This window comes from Methylobacterium sp. A52T, assembly GCF_053346095.1.
Window position 1 is genome coordinate 50,211 of record NZ_JBKFBI010000011.1, and the last position, 21,119, is coordinate 71,329.

Sequence of the window (21,119 nt, forward strand, 5' to 3'; positions counted from 1 at the left end):
GATCATGGGAGACATCACGATGAGTGACAGGCCCGGACCCGACGAACTGCCGCCGGCGGACGAGGATGCCGGCCTGCCGACGCCGCCCAGTCTGGGGCGATTGCCGCCGGCTCACCTACCGCCGGCTCCGGACGAGCGCGACCCGTCATCCGATGTCAAAGGACCGGGCGAGGGAGAGTGACTGGCCGCTCGCAGAGCGAGCGCAGGAGGTAGGCTGCGGCGGGTCCGGTGCGCCGACGCGTTCAACCGAGAGACTTGTCTCTTTGTTGTTCGTGACCTCGGCCGAGGGCGGCTTGGCGTCCGGGAACCCCCTGACTTCTCATGAGATGGTCCCGTCCACGGAACCGGGAGACCCACATGCGCCTTGCCATTGCCGCCCTCGCCCTGTCGGCTGTATCCATCGCAGCCCGTGCCGAGGCTCCGGCGGATGCCATCGCCATCGGTCCCTGGAAGGTCGACGCCGTCTTGAAAGGCCAGAAGTTCGACCGTTGCACGATGACCCGGACGACGGACGACGGCGTCGAGGTCCGGTTCACCCGCGACGCGGCGGGGCTCGACCTGACGATGAGTTCGGCGAAATGGAGGCTCGGGCGCGGGAAGAGCTATCCGGTCGAGTTGGTGGCCGGATCCTCCACGCTGCAGGCGGACGTCGCTGCCTCCGGCAACGCGGTGTCGTTGCCGGTCAAGGACGAGCGGTTCCTCAAGTCGCTGAAGCTCGCCGACGGCCTGGACGTGAAGGGCGAGGGCGCGACCATCAAGGTGGCGCTGGATAAAAGCGCCGCCGCACTCGACCGGCTGGAAGAATGCGACGCCAAGAACGGCTCGGCAGCCGAGAGGAACCCGTTCGTGGCGCCGAGCGGCAAGCCATAGTCGACGACCGTCCCTATTGACCGCGGCCTGACGTCGCTGCCGCCTCTGAAATCTCTAATGGACGAACGCGAGGAGCCCCTTATTGACCAGCGGCTCCTCGCTTACTTAGGCTAATCCGGCGCGGAACATTGAGGTCTTAAACCGGATCATCAGGGCGGCTATCGATTGGCGATCAACTGGCGCGATAAGTTGCGGTAGGGCGATGATGATGGTGATCTTGAATGCCGGGATCAAATTAAGATCTTTACGGTCGCAACAGTTCAACTGCAGCTTTGGCTTCAAATTGGGCTAGCGGCTTCCGACCATACTCGGACGATCACCGGGCGTCTGCTTTTTCCATGGTCGCGTCCGAAAGCGGAACGGCAAAGATCCACCCGACCCAGTCGTCTAGGGGCGCCTACTGAGAAGCCCGGAGCTGGCCGAAAGCGGCCGGTCCGCTTTGGAGGGGGCTTGCTGGAAAAAGGGACAGCTTCTTACCCGATCCAATCCGGTCATTCCGTCGAGGACGCGAACCCGCCGAAAGCTGTCGGGCGGCAACGTGGGCGAACGTGCCCAGTACCACGGCTGGGCTTTGTCCTCGCCCGGATTTGGAAAGCTCGATCTGGATGAGGCCTGGGAGGCAGGTGACTCCAAATAACCCTGTCAACGAACCTGACACCGCCTCCTGCCCCCCCCACGGGAAAGGGGGCCGGCACCCGGCCTCGCGACTGTGTGTTTCAAGGCCAATCAGACATTGTCTTGTGGAGACTTAATTTCTGCTCAAGACAGGTGTGACGAAGCGGGCGATGACGTCGGCAGTTTCTGCCAACGCTTCGCGATGTGGGTGATGCCCAACATTCGGCATCTCATAAACAGTCAGCAGACCGGCGGGGCAAAGTCTGCGAGCGGCACCAATCTGGGCCTTAGTTCCGTAAGCATCCTTCGTCCCCTGGATGATGATTGCCGGGACGGTCCATCGCGTAAGGGCTGTCTCGATTGTCCATCCGCGCCGAGCCGGATCCAACCAGGCGTCGTTCCAGCCGCGAAAGGCTCCCTCGACATCGGTATGCCGACGGCCGAGACGGACCTTCAGATCGCCATTGTCGTAGGCGTCCCGGGCCCGTCGGGCCCCGGCCAGCGTCGCCTCCTCGACGAAAAAATGGGGCGCGATGAGGATGCCGCCCCGCACGCGGGTGTCGCCCTCCGCCAACGCGAGGGCCGCGATCGAGGCGCCATCGGAATGGCCGATCAGCAGGCCGCTTCGCAGTCCCGCGAGGTCGAGGACCTGGGGAAGTATGGTGCAGGCTTCATGTTCGAGAAAGTCGGTCCGGCGGGGCAGAGGCACCGGACTCGAGGCCCCATAACCCTGGCGCGAGAAAGCCAGGACACCGCATCCGGTCTTCTCGACCAGAATTTCCGGCAGCGGGCCCCACTGCGTGGCAGAACCGAGACCCTCATGAAGCAACACCAGCGTCGGCGCCAAGTCCGGCTGCGGACCGACAAAACGGTATTCCAGCCGTAGGTCGGCCACCGCAAAGGCGCCGAATGTGTCGAGAGGGATCATCCCATCTCCACCATCATCCTCTCCGCGATCTTTTCCGCAATCATCAAGGTCGGGACGTTCGTGTTTGCGCTAGGAAGGCGGGGCATCACCGATGCGTCGGCGACGGACAGGTTGTCGGTTCCGATGACGTGTCCCCCCGGATTGACCACCGCGCCGGGATCGTCGGCCCGGCCCATGCGGCACGTACCGCTCGCATGCCAGACCCCGAAGACGTTGTCCCGGACAAAGTCGTCGAGAGCGCCATCGTCCTGAAGCACTGTCGCCCAAGCGTGGCCGCCTAGGACGGCGCGCAGCAGCGGGGCGCGCAGCATGGCCGGTGCATCGAACACGGGGGCGAGGAGGCCGGTGAGCCACCGGTTGCGAGGGGAGACGGCGCTCAACCGGCGGATCAGCGGCGAATAGTTCGCGGGGAAGAGGTCGTCGGAGCGGGGGTTCAGCGTGGGCGAGACCACGAGGTCGCTGAGCAGCCGAATCCCCGAGGCGAGGCGTTCGAGATCGCGGCGATCCGAGAGCAGGCCGAGATCGATGTCGGGCGGGCCGGACGGGTTCGCCGGATCGAGGCGCAGGCGCCCGACCGAGTGCGGTTGGTTCACCCAGAGGAAGTAGAGCGCAAGGCGTCCGCCGAGGGCGTGCCAGCCGGCACGGGCGGAGGCAGTGAGATACATATCGGAGGCGCAGCCTTCGGGATGGCCGGACGAATAGCGCAGGGCCAGCAAGCTCGCGCGCCGGAAGGTCTCGGGCAGCCGGAGCGGGCGGGGAAGGACCTGGGCCATCGTCAAAGCGGGATGGTCCCGCAGGTTCTCGCCGACGCCCGAACGATCCAGCCGGACGGATATCCCGCAGGCGGAGAGCGCATCGCCCGGGCCGATCCCGGCACGCAGGAGGAGCACCGGCGATTGAAGAGCGCCGGCGCACAGGACTACGGAGGCGGCGCTCACTTGTTGCTCGGATCCGTCGCCCCGCCGCAGCACGGCCCCGGTCGCGCGGCGCCCGTCCATCACCAGCGAACGGACCTCGAGGCCGGCGGCGATGGTGAGATTCGGCCGGGCCCGCGTACCCACATCCAAATACGCGGCGGCGGCCGAGACCCGCGCGTCGTCCCGGTTGGAGAAGGCCGGCGGGAAGATCCCGTCCTCGAACTCGCCGTTCTGATCGACGCGCCGGGGCAGCCCCGTCGCATCGAAGGCGCGGGCGACCGCATGGGCGAAGGGAGGCCATGCGGGCTCCAGGATGCGCCGGATCGGGAGCGGCCCATCATGGCCGTGCAGCGGACCGCCGCAATCGAGGTCGGTCTCGAGCCTGCGGAAATACGGCAGTACGTCGTCCCAGGCCCAGCCCTCGGCGCCGAGCGCGGCCCAGGCCTCGTAATCGCGGGGCAGCCCGCGGTTGGCCGCCTGGACGTTGATGCTGGACGAGCCGCCCATCACCCGGCCCTGCTCATAGGCCCGCCGCCGCATGCGACCGCGGGAGTCGCGGGTGACCGCCGCGTCGAGCCCCGGCCAGATGTAGGTGTCGCCATGGAACAGCGGCATCGGATAGCTGTCGAGAATCTCCGCCGGCACCCGGCCCGGCGGTGTATCGATGCCGGCTTCGACGAGGAGCACCCGGCGCCGCGGGTCGGCGGAGAGCCGGTGGGCCATCACGCAGCCGGCAGAGCCCCCGCCGACGATCAACACGTCGACCGTTTCGGGCAAGGCGTTCATGGGATCAGCCGATCGCCGCGCGCCAGTCGGCGCCGGACACGAGCACCGCGTCGAGATCGACCTCGGCCTCGCCGGGAACACGGATGCGCTTGAATTTCATGGGGGGCGCGTCCAGCGGAACGGTCGCGTCGAGACCCATCTTCGCGCCGACCCCCTCGCGGCCTGATGGATCGAGCTTCGAGCCTTGGGCGTGAGGGATGACGACGAGGTCTCGGTCCGCCTGGAACCGCGTCGAGACCGCCCATTCGACTTCTTGCGGGACGTGGATGTCGACATCCGTATCGACCACGACTGCGTGCTTGATGTCGTAGTGGGCCGCGAAGGCCCCGAGCAGCACGTTCTTGGCCTCACCCTCCTGTGTCTTCCGCAGGCGGACGTAGAGGTGGTAACGGCCAACTCCCCCCAGGGACAGATGCACGTCCTCGACACCGGGGAAGCTGCGCTGCAGCGTTGCGAGGATCGTGGCCTCCCGGGGGATCGCCCCCAGCAGCAGATGCTCAAGGCCGCCGCCGACGATCATATGAAAGATCGGATCGCGCCGGTGCGTCACCGCATCGACCTGCATGACGTGCCGCTTGGCCCGCTCCCCGTAATATTGCGGGAATTCTCCGAATGGCCCTTCCGGCTCGCGGATTTCGGGCAGGAGGCGGCCCTCGATCACAATCTCTGCGTTCGCCGGAACGCGCACGCCGTTCGTCAGGCACTTGACCACGTCGAGGGGTTGGCCGGTGAGCGCCCCGGCGATCTCCAACTCGTCGTGGCCGAGGGGCACGATGGCCTGGGAGGCGAGGAGGCAGGCGGGATCGACGCCGACCACGAGGGCGACTTCGAGGCCCCGGCCCTGGGCCTCGGCCTTGCGGTAGAAATTGTCGGTATGCCGGGGCAGGACCAGCACGCCGATCCTGTCCGGACCGCTGATTTGGCAGCGCAGGATGGCGACGTTCTGCAGGCCGGTCTCTGGGTCCCGGGAGATCATCAGGCCCGCCGAGATGTAGGGGCCGCTGTCGTGCTCGTTCAGAGTCGGCACCGGCAGGATCTTCAGGATGTCGAGTCCCTCCCGGTGGACGACCTCCTGCGCGGGGGCGGAGTTGTGTTCGTGCCAGGGGAACGGCTGGGCGGCGGCCTGCTGGAAATGGGCGACGAGGTGATCCTGCGTGGTGCCGAGGGCTTCCGCCATCCAGGCCCGGCTCGACACGAGCCCGGAGACGATGGTGCCCGGATGCCCCCCGGGCTGCGGAAATAGGCTGGCCTGCCGGCCGTCGAGGCGGTTCGCCACCGCCGCTGCCTCGTGGCGCAAGCCGATTCCCGGCCGCGCGATGGCGAGGCGCCCATCCCCGGACAGCCGATCGAGCCAGTCGCGGAGGGAACGGACGGGATTGGGCGCGTTCATGCTGTCCTCACGGCGGGGTCTTCTCAACCAAGCTTGCCATGGGAGTAAGCGTTAAGCTCTTCTCGCAGGCGGGAAAAATAACGATTGGTGATGCCGCCCATCAGCCGGTTTGAATTGCGCCGACCGGCCCGCACATGGTCCTCTGGCGCGTTGCTCGTGTCGCCTGGGTCCCGTGTATGGATCTCCGTCAGATCTCCTACTTCGTCGCCCTGTTCGAGGAGGGCAGCGTCACCCGCGCCGCGCAGCGGATGAACGTCGTCCAGCCCGCGCTCAGCATGCAGATCGCCAAGCTGGAACGGGAACTCGGCCAGCGCCTGTTCGACCGCCAGCCGAAGGCCATGGTGCCGACAGCCGCCGGCCGGACGCTGCACCGGCTGGTCCACCCGATCCAGCGGGATGTCGCCGACGCCCGGGCGGCCATGGCGCGCCTGTCCCAAACAGTGTCGGGCCGCGTCACGGCGGGCATCCTGTCGTCCCTGTCGATGAGCGTGATCCCCAGCGTCCTCGCTCGCTTCGCGGCGGCCTACCCAGAGGTCGAGCTATCGCTGGCCGATGGCTACAGCAGCACCTTCATCGAGGGCGTCGGCACCGGCGCCCTTGACCTCGCTGTGATCAACCGGCCGGCCCGACGCCTCGGCCTCGTCATGGCCCCCCTCCTCGACGAGGAAATGGTCGTGGTCGGCGGGCGCGACACACCGTTGCCGGTGCCCCTGCCCATCCGGATGGCGGACCTCGCCGCCCTCGACCTGATCCTGCCTTCGACCCGACACGGCCTGCGCGTCGAACTCGACCGCCGTGTCGCCGCCGCGGACGTGACCCTGTGCCCAAAGCTCGAACTCGACCTGCCCCCCGCGATCGCGGACTTTGTGGCGCGCTCGACGCGTTTCACTGTGCTGCCGAGCATCGCCGTCAGCCGACAGCTCGCCGACGGGTCCCTCAAGGCCTACCGCATCGTCGCGCCGCGCATCGCCCGCGAATTGGTGATCATCCACCATCCGCAGAAACCGCTCAGTTACGCGGCGCAGCTCCTCATCGGTATCCTTGAGGAGGAGTTGAACGCGGCGGCGGCCGCACTCCAGGCCCATATCATCACCGGTTGAGCCCCCCGGACTGATGGCAGCGATCAGCCGACGTTATTCGACACGGGCGAGCACACCCCGATACTGTCACCGGCAAGGTCGCCGCGCCCGTTGCGGCCGGGAGGAACGATGACACCGCTGCCCCTTGTGGTCGGCATCTCGGGTGCTTCGGGGGTGATCTATGGGATCCGTCTCCTGGAAATCCTGCGCGACCTCGCGATCCCGGCCCATCTCGTGATGTCGCGCTCGGCCGAGGTGACGCTGGCCCATGAGACCGACCTCAAGGTCGCCGACGTCCGCGCCCTGGCCGCCAAGACCTACGCCCAGGGGGACATCGGCGCCTCAATCGCCTCCGGCTCCTTCCGGACCCGCGGCATGGTCGTGGCTCCCTGCTCCATGCGGAGCCAGGCCGAGATCGCGACCGGCGTGACATCCGGCCTGCTGACGCGGGCCGCCGACGTGACCCTGAAGGAGCGCCGCCGCCTCGTCCTGATGGTGCGGGAGACTCCCCTCCACACCGGCCACCTCCGCACCATGACGGCGCTCTCGGAAATGGGGGCGATCATCGCCCCTCCGGTTCCGGCCTTCTACGCGCGTCCGGAGAGCCTCGCAGAAATGGTGGACCATACGATCGGGCGGGTTCTCGACCTGTTCGACATCGATGCACCCGGCGTCCGGCGTTGGCGGAGCGGAGAAGGCTGACCGGCGCTCAGCCCTCCAGCGCCGTCGCGAGAACCCGCAGCGGTGCCTCCGGCCAGGTCCGGCCGAGATGGGCGGCATAGAGGGCCAGCGCCTCGCCGCCCGAACTCACCGGCATATCTGGGACCGGCGCGGCCTCGAAGAGAGCCGCGAGGGCGAGGCGCTCCGCCTCGATCTCCGCGAGCTTGATCCGCTCCCGGAGCGCCTCCGTCCCCTGGCCCGGCATGAGGTCAGACCGCATCGCCCGGCGGATCGCCCGTAAGGGAATAATCACCTGTCCGCGCCAGGGGCCAATCCGGGCTTCCGCTCCGGCGAGCGCCGAGGCGTCCAGCCTTCGTCCGGTCCTCCCGCACCAGATCAGGTACAGGAGCAGGGGCACATCGGCGCCGCCCTCGTCCTGGAGGGCGAGGCAGGCCGCGGCGACGCCGGGCCGGCCATAGAATGCGCAGGCGAAGGTCCAGAGGGGATCACTCGTCATGGGAGGCCTCCGCCCGCGCAGAACCGTATCGTCAGGCCCGGTCGAGATTGCCCTGCGTCTCGTTGGTCAGGAAGGCACCGACAAGATAGACCAGGGTGACGCCGGTCGTGATGACGGCCAGCACCATCGGAATCTGCGTCGGCCCGTCGGCGACAAGGGAGACGAGCGTCGGCAGCATGCCGCCGAGGGCGAAGCCGATGTTCCAGGTCAGGCCCGTCCCCGTGGCCCGCACCGCCGTCGGGAATTTTTCGTTGAGGAAGATCAGCAGCGGCCCGTAGCTGGCGTTGGCGATGAGCGCCAGCAGGAAGGCGCAGGCCGCGACCCCAACGAGGCTCGTCGTGTTCGCCATGGTCAGGAACAGGGCGGGAAAAGCGAGCAGGCGGATGACGCCCATCAGAAGGAACGACCGTTTGCGCCCGATATGCTGGCTCAGTTCGCCCATGCCGCAGGCGCCGATCGCCGCCGCGACGTTGGCGCCGATCAGGATCATCGAGGCGGTGGCGTTCGGCACGCCGTTCACGAGCTTGAGGAGGGTCGGCAGGTAGCCGGACGTAAGGTAGTAGGCTGCGCCACCACCGAAGGAGATGAGAGTCGCGACCGCGAAGCTTCGCCGGTTGGACGGTGAGAACAGGGAGCGGATCGGCGAGGCCTCCGCCGGAGCGCCTGCCCGGAGCGCCGCCTTCCGGGCCTGGAGATCCTTGAAGATCGGGGATTCCTCGAGATTGCGGAAGAGGATCAGGCCGATCACCGAGGTCAGGAGACCCGAGAAGAACATCAGCCGCCAGCCCCAGTCGGCGAAGGCTTCTCCCGGCGCCATGAGCGAGACGACATAGAAGACCAGGGAGGCAAGCAGGCCGCCGATGGCCGAGCCGCCACCGCCGACCGCCCCGGACATCAGCCCCCGCCACCGCTCCGGCACGGATTCCGTACCGATCGTGTGGGATGCCGCGACGACGCCGCCGACGAAGATGCCCTGGACGAGGCGGAAGAAAAGGAAGACCGCAGTCGCGAGCCATCCGATCTGGCCGACCGTCGGCAGGAGACCGAAGACCGCGGTCGATATGCCGACGCCGACCACCGCCACCATGAGGGCGCGACGGCGGCCGAAGCGGTCCGCATAGGAGCCGAACAGGGCCGAGCCGAGGGGCCGGATCAGCAGCGTGACCGCGAAGGACGCATAGGCGCCGGCCAGCGACAGCATCGGCTTGTCCGCCGGGAAGAACAACGTGCCAACGACCGGCGCGACGTAAAGCAGGATGAACAGGTCGAAGAGATCGAGCCCCCAGCCGAACAGCGAGGCCATGGCGGCGGTCACCGTCTGCCGGCCTGTGGGTTTGGCGAGGGCGGGGGGATCGGATGCGAAGGTGGCGGCGGTCTGCATAGATTTCCTCCGGGGGATGCGGTCGTTGCCGCGGGGGGCCGGTTCGGGCTCTGGGTCTGGGCGGGAGCCATTCGGGCGTGCGCCGTCGTTTCCCGCCTGGGCGGGATCGAAGCGGTGCGGTAGGCGTCACAGGATGGGGGGAACCGCTCGGCAGCCCCCCCGGCGCGGCCGGACTATGAGCCGGTGAAGCGCGGCGCGCGCTTGGCGTGGAACGCCTCGACGCCCTCGCGGAAGTCGTCGGCCTGACGAAGGCGGCTGTAGCAGTGTCCTTCGAGCTCGATGGCGATGGACAGGCTCGCGTCTTCGGTGTCGTTGAGGAGCTTCTTGGCGGTGCGCTGGGCGATGGGCGAGAAGGCGCGCAGTTCCTCCACGAGGGCGTCGGTGGCCTTCTCCAGGTCCGCGTCGGGTACGCATTCGGTGGCGATGCCCCAGTCGAGGGCCTGCCGCCCGGGGATGCGCTTGGAGCGCATCACGATATCCTTGGTCCGGGTGATGCCGACGATCTTCTGGAGCCGGGCCGAGCCGCCGGAGCCGGGAATCTGGCCGAGCTTCTGTTCGGGAAGCGCGTAGCGGCAGGTCTCGGAGACGATGCGGAAGTCGCAGGCCAGCGAGATCTCGAAGCCGACCCCGAACGTGTAGCCACGGTTGGCGGCGATGACGGGCTTCGAGCAGCGGGCCGGCGCCGCCATGTTCCAGGCGAGCTTCGAGACGTGTTCGGGCGAGGCGTCGAGGAAGCCCTTGATGTAGCCCCCCGACGAGAAGTGCTCGCCCTCCGCCCGCAGAACGATGACCCGCACGCGGGGATCCTCGTCCAGCGCCTCGAACACCTTCCGGATCTCGTCGCGCTGGGGCATCGCGATGACATTCATCGGCGGCCGCGCCAGGATCACGTCGGCACGCTCGCGCTCGGCGTCGATCTCGACGCGGAAGCCGTCGAGGTTCGTCAGGCGCGGGTCGATGGTGGGGGTGTCAGTCGTCATGGGTCTGGGCTCTCGCTGTAATTCGTTGGGGGGTGTCAGGCGGCCTCGTGGCCTTCGGCGCGGGGCTCGGATCCGCTTTCGGGCATGTACTCGCCCGCCACGAGTTGGCGGCGCAGCAGCTTGCCGACCGGCGATTTCGGGATCTCGTCGACGAAGACGTAGCGGCGCGGCAGCTTGTGGCTCGGCAGGCCGCCCGCCCGGCAATGGGCGTCGAGCGCCGCTTCGTCGGTGCTACCGCTCCGCTTGATGAAGGCCGCCACGATCCGGCCCCAGCGCTCGTCGGGCAGGCCCACGACGGCGACCTCGGACACGGCCGGATGCAGGGACAGGCGACTCTCGATCTCGACGGGCGAGACATTCTCGCCCCCGGTGATGATCATGTCGTCGACCCGGCCGGTGACGTAGAGGTCGCCATCGGCGTCGGCGAAGCCGGTGTCGCCGGTGAAGTACCAGCCGTCGCGAAAGGCCTTGGCGTCGGCCTCGGGGCGATGCCAGTAGCCCTCGAAGGCTTCGTCGCCCTTGGCGATGACGGCGATCTCGCCCTCCTCGCCCGGCGCGGCGGTCCGGCCTGGGTCGCCCCCCATGGGCACGACGCGCACCATAGTGTTGAGGCCCGCCCGCCCGGCCGAGCCGGGTTTCACCGCCGCCTCGTGGTTGATCGTGAAGGTGTAGACCTCCGACGAGCCGTAATGGTTGACGAACAGGTCCGGCCGGAACGCCTCGGTCAGGCGGGCGAGCAGGCCGTCCGTCATCGGCGCTCCGGCGAAGCCGAGCTTGCGCACGGAGGTCGTGTCGGTCGCCGGGAAATCCCGGTGGTGCACGAGGTCGTGATAGAGGGTCGGCACGAGGTAGAGGTTGGTGATCCGCTCGGCCGCGATCAGCCGCAGCGCCCCGGCCACGTCGAAGCGCGGCAGGCAGACGAAGGTCCCGCCGATCAGCGACATGGCGAGGAGCGAGCGCACGCCCATCGTGTGGTAGAGCGGCATGACGCCGAGCGTCCGCTCGCCACGCCCGTAGAGGTTCTGCGCCACGTGGGCGAGTGCCGCCGCCCGCTCCGCCCGGTGCCGCCGAGGGACCCCCTTGGGCTTGGCGGTGGTGCCAGAGGTGTAGAGCATCAGCGAGATCGCTTCCGCGTCGACCCGGGGCGTCGCCGGGGGGCCTTCGGTGGCGGCGAGGTCGGCAAAGGCGGTCTCGCCGGGGCCGGGTGGCGTGCCGACGGCGATGCGCGGGATCCGCTGCGACGCCGCGCTATCCCGCAGGCTCCCGGCCGAGACCGGTTCGTAGGCGATGGCGCGGGCTTGCGCGTTCTCGATCGCGAAATCGATCTCCTCGGCCTTGGCCCGCCAGTTGATCGGCGTGATCACGATTCCCGCGAACTGGCAGGCCCAGTGCAGGGTCGCTGCCTCGTGCCGGTTCTGGAGGACCGTGACGAGGTGGTCGCCGGGCTTCAGCCCGAGCCGGTCGAGCCCGGCCACGGTCGCGGAGATGACCCCGAACCACGCCGCGTAGGTCAGCCGGGTCTCCCCGTCGACGAGGGCCAGGGCGCGGGGATCGCGGGAGACGCTCGCGAGGAAGCTGGTGCCGAGATCAAGCATGGGCGGCCTCCGGGGATGACGGGGCCGGGATGTCGCCCCTGAGTTCCGCAGCCGCCTCCAGGGCGGCCTCGATGATCGGCGCGTAGCCGGTGCAGCGGCAGAGATGGCCGCCGATCACTTCCGTGATCTCTTGGCGTGATGGGTTCGGCCGGAAGGCGAGATAGGCGTCGAGCGACATCAGGATGCCGGCGGTGCAGAAGCCGCATTGCAGGGCGTGCCGCCGCCGGAAGGCCGCCTGGAGGACCCCGAGACGGCCGGGCTCCGGCGCCAGGCCCTCGACGGTCCGCACCGTGCAGCCCTCGATCCCGACGGCCAGGGTCAGGCAGGCGCGGGCCGGCACGCCGTCGATGGAGACGGTGCAGGCGCCGCAGACACCGTGCTCGCAGCCGACATGCGTGCCTGTGGCCCCTAGCCCGTGGCGCAGGGCGTCGGTCAGCAGGGTGCGGGTCTCGACCTCGACCGTGGTCTCGCGTCCGTTGAGGGTGAAGGCGACCGTGTGACGGCCCTTCGCGTCTAGCTGTGGCATGGCACGGCCTCCTGATGGGTGTCGCCTCTTGCGGCCCTGGCTGCTTCCTGCAGCACCTGGCGGCCAAGGCGGCGCACGAGGTCGCGGCGGTAGCGGGCGGTGCCGTGGAGGTCGTCCCCCGCGCCGAGGTCCCAGGCGAAGGCGTTGAGGGCATCGTCGAGCGCCGACCCGTCGAGATGGGGGAAGTCGCGGGCGATGGGCCGGTCGGCGACGCCGCCCACGGCGAGCCGCATCCGGGTTCCGTCCACGACGCCCGCGCAGGCGACGATGGCGTAGTCGCCGTGCCGCCGCCCCACCTCGGCGAAGGCGGTGCCGGTGCCCTCCCGGCGCAGGGGATAGGCGATGGCCTCGATCATCTCGTCGTCGGCCCGGTCGGTCACCATCATGCCGGTGAAGAAGTCCTCGGCCGCCACGCGCCGGACCTTCCGGCGGCTGCGCAGGTGGATCTCCCCTTGGAGCGCCACGAGGCAGAGGGGGATTTCCGCGCTCGGGTCGGCATGGGCGACGGAGCCGCACAGCGTCCCCCGTGCCCGGGTCTGGATGTGCCCGACCCACGGCAGGGCGGCGGCCAGCAGCGGCAGATCCCTCGCGAGACCCGGCCGGTCGAGCAGGATCGCCTGCCGCACGCCCGCCGGGATGACGAGGGCGCCCTTGTCGGGGCGGGGCTCCTTCAGGGCGGGGATGCGCATCACGTCGACGAGCATGGCGGGCTTCGTCAGCCGCATGTTAAGCATCGGCATCAGGGACTGGCCGCCCGCGATGATCCGGGCCTCGGGGCCGTGCTGGCGCAGGGCTTCGAGGGCGTCGTCCAGGGACGTGGCGCGCAGATAGGCGAAGGACGCGGGCTTCATGCGGACACTCCCAGGCGCGCGAGGAGCCGGCGCAGGAGGGCCGGGAGACGGGAGGGTCGGCTGGCGGATCCGCCGGCCCGCCGGGCGAGGGCCGTGAAGAACCCGCCGATGATCACCCGCGCGGCGCCGTCCAGGAGACGCCCGCCCACCGCCGCGACCTTGCCGCCCACCGCCGCCTCGTAGACGTAGGCGATCCGCGTGCCCCCGGCGCCGTCGGGCTCCAGGGTCAGGCGGCCGGTGCCGCCGCCGCTGCCGAGGCCGCCCGTCACCGTACCGGTGAGCGTCACCGCCCGGGGCTCATCGAGATCGGAGAGGATGACTTCGGCCTTGTAGCGGCCCTTCACCGGGCCAACGCCAAGGGTGACGTCGGCCTGGAACCGGGTGCCGGAGAGCTTCCGCACCCCATGCGAACCAGGAATGACGGAGGCGAGCACATCCGGATCGAGAAGCATCGCCCAGACCGTCTCCGGGGGAGCCGTGACGGCGGCCGAGCCCTCACCGCGCAGGGTGCGGTCGCCCGCCTTGGCGGCGGGCTTCGGGGCAGAGTGGCCGGCGGGGGGCGCCCGCTCCTCCCCGGACGCCGCGAGGGCCGCGAGCTTGGCGGGGGTCAGAGGCAGGTCGATAGCGTCGAGGCCCAGCGCGTCGGCCACCGCATTGGCGAGGCAGACCGGCGTCGACATGCAATTGCCCTCGCCGACCCCCTTGGCGCCGAGCGGCGTGAAGGGCGACGGACTCTCGACGTGCAGGATGCGCAGATCCGGCACCTCGGTCGCGGTGGGCAGCAGGTAATCGGCGAAGGTACCGGACAGGAAGGCGCCATCGTCGCCGTAGGACAGTTCCTCGAAGACCGCCGCGCCGAGCGCCTGCGCGAAGCCGCCGCGCACCTGACCCTCGACCATGCCCGGGTGCAGGATGCGCCCGCAATCGTGCATCGAAACGTAGCGATCAATGATGATCTTGCCGGTGACCCGGTCGATCTCCAGACCGCAGATGTCAAAGATGAAGCCGTGGCAGAGCGAGGAGTTGATATGGTCCTCCGCATCCGGCGCCGTCAGCTCTGGGGGCGTCCAGAACACCGTCTCGCGGATCACCGCGCCGAGATCCTCGGGTACGAGGCCCGGCGACCAGTGGCTGGTGGCCGCCACCCGCGCGAAGGGCAGGCCCGCATCCGGGTTCAACCGCGAGGCGATGCGTCCGCCCGCGAACACCAAATCCTCGGGACGCAGGTTCAGCTGCGCCGCCGCGATCCGCGCGAGCCTGTCGCGCAGGCGGGTGGCGGCGAGGTGCGCGACCCCCGCCACGGCGGCGGCGAAGCGGCTCGCGTAGTTGCCCGAGGCGATGGACCACGCATCCTTGGCGGTATCGAGGTCGGCGGTGACCCGGACCTGCTCCATCGGGAGGCCGAGCACGTCGGCCACCACCTGGGCGAGCACCGTCCGGTGCCCCTGGCCTTGCGGCACCGAGGCGACCTGCACCGTCACCGAGCCGACGGGATCGAGGGTGATGGTGGCCGTCGATTGCGCGCCGTTCTTGGGCCCAGCCTTGGCGCGCTCCTCCGCCGTCAGCACGGTGGTGATGTAGCCCATGTTGGAGACACTGGGCTCCACCGCCGCCGTGAGGCCGATCCCGTAGAAGCGACCCTCGGCGCGGGCGGCGTCACGCCGCCGCTTCAGCTCGTCGAGTCCGCCGTCCCGGGCTGCTTCGTCGAGGGCGCGCTGGTAATCGCCGGAATCGTAGAGGGCGCCGGTCGCGGTGCGGTAGGGAAAGGCGTCGGCCGGAATCAGATTCCGGCGGATCACCGTGAAGGGATCGAGGCCCAGCGTCAGCGCGATGCGCTGCATCAGTCGTTCGAGCGGAAAGTAGACCTGCGGCCCGCCGAAGCCGCGCACGAGGCCGGTCGGCGTCTTGTTGGTCAGCACCACCCGGTTGCGCACGGCGACGTTGCGGATGGCGTAGGCGCCGGTGAGGTTGCCGTGCATCCGGTAGAGCGTGGCGGGTTCGGGCGCCCGCAGGTAGGCGCCGCAATCCTCGACCTGATCCCAGTCGAGCGCGGTGACGCGCCCATCCGCGTCGAAGGCGGCCCGGAGGGTCGTGACCCGGTTCGTGGCGGAGACGGAGGCCGAGAGGTGCTCCAGCCGGTCCTCGATCCACTTCACCGGCTGGCCCACGAGGCGCGCCGTGGCGGCGATCAGCACGGCGTAGGGCGCGACGCCCTGCTTCACTCCGAAGCTGCCGCCGGAATCGGGGGGCGTGCGCAGGCGCAGGCGGTTGCCCGGCACCTTCAGCGCCCGGGCCACCACCGCGTGGATGCTGAACGGCCCCTGGAAGTTCGCCAGCACGTCGTAGGAATCGTCGGTGGGATCGTAGGAGGCGACGACGCCGTAGGTCTCCATCGGCGAGCCGGTGTTGCGTGGGTAGCGCACGGTCACGGACAGGCTGTGCGAACTGTCCGCGAAGGCCGCCTCGGGCTCGCCGTAGCGAAAGCGGCGGTCGCTGACGCAATTGGCGCCGACGCCCTCGTGCAGGATCTCGCTGTCGGGGGCGAGGGCCGACAGCGGGTCGACCACCGCCGGGCGCACCCGGTACTGCACCTCGATCAGGTCGCAGCCGTCCTCCGCCAGGTAGCGGTCGCGGGCGACGACGATGGCGACGGGCTCGCCGACATAACGCACCCGGTCCACCGCGATGGCGCGGGCATCGACGGCCGCCCGCAAGGCCGGGACGAGGCCGGTCGTGACGGCGTCGAGGTCCCGGCCCGTGACCACGGCGGTGACGCCGGGCAGCGCCTTGGCCGCCTGGACGTCGATGCCAAGGATGTCCGCATGGGCGTGGGGCGAGCGCAGGATCGCCGCGTGCAGCGTGCCGGGCCGCGTGCCGAGGTCGTCGATGTAGCGGCCGAGCCCGGACAGCAGGGCGGCGTCCTCGACGCGCTCCACGGACCGTCCGACATAGCTCGATGACACGATGCCCAAGCCGTTTCCTCCGCCGGACCTCTCGATGGGGTCCATGTCTCGGGGAGAATGGCGGCTCCGTGTGGGTACGGCGATGCCGAGGCGTCTCGCGACTTACCGAAACGTCTCATTCTTTGATGACGGCGCCGTCAGGCAGCGGGCTGCCCGCCCCGCCGGACGATACCGCGGAAGATGCTTGGGGGTACGCTGACGTGGTCTCGGAAGAAGCGCGAGAAATGTGCGGGCGCGGCGAAGCCGAGGCGCATGCCGATCGCGGTGATGGGCTCCTCGCTGCTCACGATGGCCTCGACGGCCTGCTCGATCCGGATCGCGTTCAGGAAGACATGCGGTGGGGCCCCGGTGGATTGCTCGAACAGGCGGTAGAACTGGGCGCGGGAGAGGCCCGCCTCGCGTGCCAGCGCCTCGGTGCCCAGCATGGCGCCGGGCTCTGCCCGCACCCGCGCGATGGTGCGTCGGATGCGCCAGTCGCCAGCGTTGCGCCGGGCGGCGGCGCGGAGGGAAAGGGGCTCCTCGCGCCAAGCCGTGAACCGCTCGATCACGGCGACCATCAGGTTCGACAGCAACTCGTCCTGGATGTGGGAGGAAAGCGGCGCGTAGACCATCTCGGCGGCGAGGTCGTGGGCGAGCCGGCGAATCGTTGGTGTGACGGCACCCGACGGTTGTCCGAAGAAACCGGGCGCCCCGCTCGCAGCCCAATTCCGCCGGAACGCGCCGAGCCAGTCGGGCTCGATGTACAGAGCCAGGATCATCGCCTTGGCCCGCTGGGGATCGTGCAGGTAGGCGTGGGTCTCCCAGGCGTTGATCAGGACAGCCTGATCGTCGGTGAGCGCGACAACCTGATCACCGACGAGGAACTGCGTGTCGTCTCCCTCGACCTTCAGGAGCACGTGGCAATGCGGGTGCGCGTGGCGGACGAGGCTGCGGTCCATGTCGAGGAGCGCGACGCGGCCGAAGGTGCCATGGGCGATCTCAAGAGCCTCGGACATCTGCACTATTTAGCATGGTCCGCGGGTGGCAGCTAGATCGCCGCCGGGACGCCCGTCCCGTCAGGGCGCCTCAACCGGTTCGTTCCGGAGCGTGGTCCTCTTGCGGAGTTCGGCGGTACCCATCACCGCCAGGGGAATGACGAGGGCCACATAGGCGTTGTCGATTCCCCCGGGATCGCCGGCGAGGAACCAGCCGATCGTCAGGACGAGGGAAACCAGGATGCTGACGACGGCGGCCCGCGGGGTGCCGAAGCGCGGAGCGTAGAAGGCAAAGACGACCAGGACAGCCAGCGTCGCCCGCAGGGATTTCGCGAGGAAGGTCACTTTCAGGATATCCGGCGCGAAGATCGCCAGGGGAATCGGGATCAGGCCCACGAGCACCGTCATGCTGCGGACGAACCGCAGGGACGACGTCCCATCCTCGCTCCGACGGCGTGGATGATAGAAATCCTTGAACAGCAGGGTGGCGGCGCCGATGCTGAGGGCCGAGATCGTGCCGAACAGCGACCCCGCCAATCCTGCCACCACGATGGCGGCCAGTAGATCGTCCATCCGGGCGATCAGGCCCGGCAAAGCCTGGATCGCGGGGATTCCCGGCAGCAGCGCCGCCGCGCAGACACCGACCAGGGCGGCGCCGATGCCGAACGGCACGAGCAGGAAGGCACAATAAAAGCTGGCCTGCCGCGCCGTGCGCCCGTCCTGCACGGTATTGATGGCCTGGATCACGTATTGCGTCGAGAAGACCGCGCCGATGCCGGCGACCATCCACGCGAAGATCTGTGACCAGCCGACCGTATCGACCGCGAACATCGCTTCGGGCACGTGGGCCCGCAGGTTCGCGAAGCCGCCGACCTGAGACAATCCGAAGGCCACGGCCGCGAGGATGCCAAGATACTTCACGACGGCATGCAGGACGTTCGTATAGATAACCGAGCGCATCCCCCCGACACTGACATAAAGCGTCGCGACGATACCCGTGATGACGATGGCGCTGGTCCGGTCGACGTTGAGGAGGCCCGCCAGGATCGTACCGCCGCCCGCATAGGTCGAGACCGCGACGATCTGGAGCGCGAAGATCATGATGACCGAGGTCGCGAGCTTGGTCGGGCGACCGTAGGCCTTGGCCAACGCCCCGGAGATCGTGTTCTCGCCGAGTTCCTTGAAGCGGGGCGCCAGGAGAATGGCGTAGAGAACGAAACCGACGGCGAGGGCGAGGACGTTCCAGGCGGCCGACACGCCGACCCTGTAGGCCGTCTGTGTCGTGCCGACGCTCGTGGCGGTCCCGATGAATTCCGACATCAGCAGAAAGCCGATCAGGAATGCCGGATAGCGCGTGCCGCCGGAGGTAAAGCTTCCAGCGCTCCTCGCATGGCGTCGCACAGAGAAACTGATCAGCCCCATCGCCGCCATGTAGGCCAGGGTCAGGGAGAGAACGATCCAGTTTGGCTGCATGGGTGCGGCCTAACGGCGACGCCGTAGCGCTTGCGCGCCAAGGGAACCCAGCATGTTTCCTCCGAATTCATTCGGGGCCGCAGCTATCCTCGCAGGAGCTAGAAGCGACGGCCATTACGGGGGAAACTAGATTTTGAAGAGGAGACGGACAAATATTCTGATTTGATCGGCACCATCAGATTATCTGATTCAGCGCGATAAACCATATAAAGCGCGCCCTAAGCAATTCGCGGCAGGTCAAGAATTGTTGTTATATACATTATAGTTTGTTGAAAAATTTTTATCGATTAAATAGAAATTACTATTCTTGTGTGCTCGAATGCCTAAAAAAAACAGACGATGAAATGGGTCAGAATGTTATCAGAGCGCATTTGTATCGACTTACGTAGGATAGTCACTGAGTAGCAGGCTAGCCGAGAAAGCTAACATACTTCTCGCGACCCGTGTCTGCCATCTCGGGCGGAGTTGGCGCATCCCGATAGCGGTCTTCCGCGGCAGTTGAGCAAAGTCTGCTTAGCTTGGGGCACGAGGGGGCGTAGGCCGTTGGTGACGGCGCGAGGGCAAGGCTGACCTCAACGATGGTGTCGTCAAAGGTCCACCGGGGGATTGTGTGCCTCGGAGCTTAATTCGTGAAGGCACCTGCGAAGCCTCCCTACGGCGATGCACTGTCGGATACATCGACAACCAGGCCATCGCTTAGCTGCCGATAGAACGTCTGCTTTCAGGTTGCTGCCCGGTTCGGCTGAGTGGCAGAAATGGGCGCATCACTGCCATGGCAGCAACGGAACAAACGTCCGCTTTCGGGATCCGCACCTTCGCGCATGAACGACTGCGTTGGGTCGGAAGAAGATCGTCCGCTTCTCCCGCGGACCTTTTCCGAAGCGGACCGGCCGCTCTCGGCCAATCTCAGACAAGGCTGCTAGGCTGCTATTGTTGCTAGAAACCTTCGCTGTCTAGCAACAATAGCAGCCTAGCAAGAATGGGCTATCAACTCGCGACGACCCGGAAGGTCCGCGGGCGCCGAGCAGTCTCACTTACGAGATGATGCTCGACCAGTTGAGCTAGGGCAGCCTCCGCCTCTCTTTTCGTCCGGGTCTTTGCCGGCCCAAACTGCAGAATTTCGACGAACTCGGCCTTCGCCTCCGGCCGCGAGGCTATCCAATCGAGAAGCGCTTTAGCTTGAGTCAGGACCGGATTGACGGGATGTGTATCACGAAGACGCCGCGCCTCGTTGAGATACCATACAACCAGCTCACTCGCAAAGAACATCTCCTCCTCCGCAATGTGAGAGGCGTTGTGGTCGCTTACGAGAGTTAGTACCCCAGCTATACGCGCAGCCTGCTCGGCAGCCTTCGCCGCAACATCTTTGACATCGAAAAACTCGCCATTCCGCGTCGACTGTAGTTCGACCCAATCACTAAGTTGTATCCATAAACTTTTAGCTTCTTGCGTCATCGCTAGTTTGCGACGGCTTGCATCGACATCGGGACGGACATTGATAGTCGTCGCCCGCTCAAGAAGGCTCGACAAACGGTCAGTATACTCGGACAGAGATCGAGCGCTATTTTCTTGCGTAATCCCATGAAAGCGCGAGCCAATGACACTTTTTGGAGCGGCAATCAGCATGCGTGAGAGAAAGCCTTGTTGTATAAGAATCTCGTCATTAAGAAATCTAGCCGAAATCTGCGGCTGAACCATCAAATGAAGCGACAGTCGGCGTTCTTTCAAAACATGAAGGCCGTCAGATGCTCGAATTCGCTTATATGTCCCGCCGTCCCAGAATAAACTAAGCCCTGCAGCAGTGTTAATTCTACTATCTCCTTTCATGCCATAGCCGCCGACAAACTGCCCCCCTTCTGTAGTAAACAAACCAATCGACCGCGGCAGTTTGTTCCACGCGTTTACCAGCCCCTCGAATGTTAAGTCATTGGGAATTAGCACTGGCTCGATAGGCTTCGCAGGCTCAGGACCTAGGGTGCGCAGCATTTCGATGCGGGTGGCTGCATCGATATCCCTATTGGTCCGAATTATATTTTTTTCCATCCTCCATGATTCTCGGCTGTGCCCCCAAACATCAAGGGAGTTTTTGTAATTTGCAAGGGCTTTCTCTTCATGTTCTTTAATTGCTTTGCAAGCAAAAGCATCAGTAGCCGACTTTCTGTCGCCGCTCTCTGCCAATGTCACAAAAAATAAGCTCAGCGGCTTGGCCATGCCATTAGGACCGATAGGCAAGAGAACGTCTGCAAGGTCTTGAACTATCAGTGCTGCCGCAGCTAAGACCGATTGTGCAGCAATTGCGATCGGAACTTGGACAATGTCCGCTATCGCAGAAGCGGCAGCACTCAAATGGGTACCCAGGGCGCGCATTGGATAATCCGCTGCCGCCTGCCTTTCGGGCAGTAGGGGCAGGCTATCCGACGATGGGGCCTTACCGCCATCTTCTGCGGTCGCCTCAGCCCCAAACCGCTCTTCCGACAATGAAGCCTCCTAGAGCGGTATCCGATCATATTGGATCATATGCGTCGTAGCCTCCGGCGGCGAGATAGCGGCGGCATTCGGCTGGCGTGAAGCGTCTGAAGGCTCGTCGGATCGTGTCCCAGAGGTCGCTGATCGT

The 21,119-nt window shown here is 67.0% G+C and carries 16 protein-coding genes and 1 pseudogene; 3 read left to right on the forward strand and 14 right to left on the reverse strand.

Annotation, left to right across the window (positions count from 1 at the left end; genetic code table 11):
• Window positions 1-357: 357 nt before the first annotated feature.
• Window positions 358-870, forward strand: coding sequence for a hypothetical protein (locus ACLBYE_RS04910; protein ID WP_447693281.1), 513 nt, complete (start codon window positions 358-360; stop codon window positions 868-870).
• Window positions 871-1,618: 748 nt separating this feature from the next.
• On the opposite strand, the gene ACLBYE_RS04915 is transcribed toward ACLBYE_RS04910, so the two are convergent.
• From ACLBYE_RS04915 to ACLBYE_RS04925, 3 genes are read right to left on the reverse strand one after another with little or no spacing between them, the layout of a single operon-like run.
• Entirely contained in the window at window positions 1,619-2,413 is a 795-nt protein-coding gene (locus tag ACLBYE_RS04915; protein ID WP_012321648.1) for an alpha/beta fold hydrolase, read from the reverse strand.
• Window positions 2,410-4,116: a GMC family oxidoreductase gene (locus ACLBYE_RS04920; RefSeq protein WP_447693282.1), complete on the reverse strand. Its 1,707-nt coding sequence runs from the start codon at window positions 4,114-4,116 to the stop codon at window positions 2,410-2,412. The genes ACLBYE_RS04915 and ACLBYE_RS04920 overlap by 4 nt, the downstream gene beginning before the upstream one ends.
• A gap of 4 nt (window positions 4,117-4,120) precedes the next feature.
• Window positions 4,121-5,506 carry a UbiD family decarboxylase gene (locus ACLBYE_RS04925; RefSeq protein ID WP_447693283.1) on the reverse strand — a complete coding sequence of 462 codons (1,386 nt, stop codon included), beginning with the start codon at window positions 5,504-5,506 and terminating at the stop codon, window positions 4,121-4,123.
• A 176-nt stretch (window positions 5,507-5,682) separates the two neighbouring features.
• Here ACLBYE_RS04925 and ACLBYE_RS04930 point away from each other — a divergent pair, with 176 nt between their 5' ends.
• Window positions 5,683-6,606: a LysR family transcriptional regulator gene (locus tag ACLBYE_RS04930; protein ID WP_043758526.1), complete on the forward strand. Its 924-nt coding sequence runs from the start codon at window positions 5,683-5,685 to the stop codon at window positions 6,604-6,606.
• A gap of 108 nt (window positions 6,607-6,714) precedes the next feature.
• Window positions 6,715-7,287, forward strand: a complete 573-nt coding sequence (locus ACLBYE_RS04935) for a UbiX family flavin prenyltransferase (protein WP_012321644.1) — start codon at window positions 6,715-6,717, stop codon at window positions 7,285-7,287.
• Window positions 7,288-7,294: 7 nt separating this feature from the next.
• Here ACLBYE_RS04935 and ACLBYE_RS04940 read toward each other — a convergent pair whose 3' ends face one another.
• From ACLBYE_RS04940 to ACLBYE_RS04990, 11 genes and pseudogenes are all read right to left on the reverse strand, one after another.
• Window positions 7,295-7,762: a TIGR02444 family protein gene (locus ACLBYE_RS04940; protein WP_043758529.1), complete on the reverse strand. Its 468-nt coding sequence runs from the start codon at window positions 7,760-7,762 to the stop codon at window positions 7,295-7,297.
• 31 nt (window positions 7,763-7,793) lie between these two features.
• Entirely contained in the window at window positions 7,794-9,143 is a 1,350-nt protein-coding gene (locus tag ACLBYE_RS04945; RefSeq protein ID WP_447693284.1) for an MFS transporter, read from the reverse strand.
• A gap of 173 nt (window positions 9,144-9,316) precedes the next feature.
• Entirely contained in the window at window positions 9,317-10,123 is an 807-nt protein-coding gene (locus ACLBYE_RS04950) for an enoyl-CoA hydratase-related protein (protein WP_053621842.1), read from the reverse strand.
• Between the two features lie 35 nt (window positions 10,124-10,158).
• Window positions 10,159-11,718, reverse strand: coding sequence for an AMP-binding protein (locus tag ACLBYE_RS04955; RefSeq protein ID WP_447693285.1), 1,560 nt, complete (start codon window positions 11,716-11,718; stop codon window positions 10,159-10,161).
• Window positions 11,711-12,244 (reverse strand): (2Fe-2S)-binding protein, encoded by a 534-nt coding sequence (locus tag ACLBYE_RS04960; RefSeq protein WP_447693286.1) that lies wholly within the window; start codon window positions 12,242-12,244, stop codon window positions 11,711-11,713. The genes ACLBYE_RS04955 and ACLBYE_RS04960 overlap by 8 nt, the downstream gene beginning before the upstream one ends.
• A complete protein-coding gene (locus tag ACLBYE_RS04965) occupies window positions 12,232-13,095 on the reverse strand; it encodes an FAD binding domain-containing protein (protein WP_447693287.1) in 864 nt (287 codons plus the stop codon). Before ACLBYE_RS04965 ends, ACLBYE_RS04960 begins: the two co-directional genes overlap by 13 nt.
• Complete coding sequence (locus ACLBYE_RS04970; protein ID WP_447693288.1) at window positions 13,092-16,067, reverse strand: xanthine dehydrogenase family protein molybdopterin-binding subunit; 2,976 nt, start codon at window positions 16,065-16,067, stop codon at window positions 13,092-13,094. The genes ACLBYE_RS04965 and ACLBYE_RS04970 overlap by 4 nt, the downstream gene beginning before the upstream one ends.
• Before the next feature lie 128 nt (window positions 16,068-16,195).
• Complete coding sequence (locus ACLBYE_RS04975; protein WP_053621838.1) at window positions 16,196-17,053, reverse strand: helix-turn-helix domain-containing protein; 858 nt, start codon at window positions 17,051-17,053, stop codon at window positions 16,196-16,198.
• A 60-nt stretch (window positions 17,054-17,113) separates the two neighbouring features.
• Window positions 17,114-18,505, reverse strand: a complete 1,392-nt coding sequence (locus tag ACLBYE_RS04980; protein WP_447693289.1) for a sodium:solute symporter family protein — start codon at window positions 18,503-18,505, stop codon at window positions 17,114-17,116.
• A 987-nt stretch (window positions 18,506-19,492) separates the two neighbouring features.
• Complete coding sequence (locus tag ACLBYE_RS04985) at window positions 19,493-20,872, reverse strand: DUF3987 domain-containing protein (protein ID WP_447693290.1); 1,380 nt, start codon at window positions 20,870-20,872, stop codon at window positions 19,493-19,495.
• A 136-nt stretch (window positions 20,873-21,008) separates the two neighbouring features.
• Window positions 21,009-21,119: pseudogene (locus tag ACLBYE_RS04990) on the reverse strand (IS630 family transposase); the annotation flags it as partial.

What these genes read in the sequence shown, in the direction of transcription:
- ACLBYE_RS04985 (WP_447693290.1), bottom strand. Translation starts at nt 20,872, where the DNA reads ATGCGCGCCCTGGGTACCCATTTGAGTGCTGCCGCTTCTGCGATAGCG.
- ACLBYE_RS04910 (WP_447693281.1), top strand. Translation starts at nt 358, where the DNA reads ATGCGCCTTGCCATTGCCGCCCTCGCCCTGTCGGCTGTATCCATCGCA.
- ACLBYE_RS04960 (WP_447693286.1), bottom strand. Translation starts at nt 12,244, where the DNA reads ATGCCACAGCTAGACGCGAAGGGCCGTCACACGGTCGCCTTCACCCTC.
- ACLBYE_RS04915 (WP_012321648.1), bottom strand. Translation starts at nt 2,413, where the DNA reads ATGATCCCTCTCGACACATTCGGCGCCTTTGCGGTGGCCGACCTACGG.
- ACLBYE_RS04945 (WP_447693284.1), bottom strand. Translation starts at nt 9,143, where the DNA reads ATGCAGACCGCCGCCACCTTCGCATCCGATCCCCCCGCCCTCGCCAAA.
- ACLBYE_RS04925 (WP_447693283.1), bottom strand. Translation starts at nt 5,506, where the DNA reads ATGAACGCGCCCAATCCCGTCCGTTCCCTCCGCGACTGGCTCGATCGG.
- ACLBYE_RS04935 (WP_012321644.1), top strand. Translation starts at nt 6,715, where the DNA reads ATGACACCGCTGCCCCTTGTGGTCGGCATCTCGGGTGCTTCGGGGGTG.
- ACLBYE_RS04950 (WP_053621842.1), bottom strand. Translation starts at nt 10,123, where the DNA reads ATGACGACTGACACCCCCACCATCGACCCGCGCCTGACGAACCTCGAC.
- ACLBYE_RS04955 (WP_447693285.1), bottom strand. Translation starts at nt 11,718, where the DNA reads ATGCTTGATCTCGGCACCAGCTTCCTCGCGAGCGTCTCCCGCGATCCC.
- ACLBYE_RS04920 (WP_447693282.1), bottom strand. Translation starts at nt 4,116, where the DNA reads ATGAACGCCTTGCCCGAAACGGTCGACGTGTTGATCGTCGGCGGGGGC.
- ACLBYE_RS04965 (WP_447693287.1), bottom strand. Translation starts at nt 13,095, where the DNA reads ATGAAGCCCGCGTCCTTCGCCTATCTGCGCGCCACGTCCCTGGACGAC.
- ACLBYE_RS04975 (WP_053621838.1), bottom strand. Translation starts at nt 17,053, where the DNA reads ATGTCCGAGGCTCTTGAGATCGCCCATGGCACCTTCGGCCGCGTCGCG.
- ACLBYE_RS04940 (WP_043758529.1), bottom strand. Translation starts at nt 7,762, where the DNA reads ATGACGAGTGATCCCCTCTGGACCTTCGCCTGCGCATTCTATGGCCGG.
- ACLBYE_RS04980 (WP_447693289.1), bottom strand. Translation starts at nt 18,505, where the DNA reads ATGCAGCCAAACTGGATCGTTCTCTCCCTGACCCTGGCCTACATGGCG.
- ACLBYE_RS04930 (WP_043758526.1), top strand. Translation starts at nt 5,683, where the DNA reads ATGGATCTCCGTCAGATCTCCTACTTCGTCGCCCTGTTCGAGGAGGGC.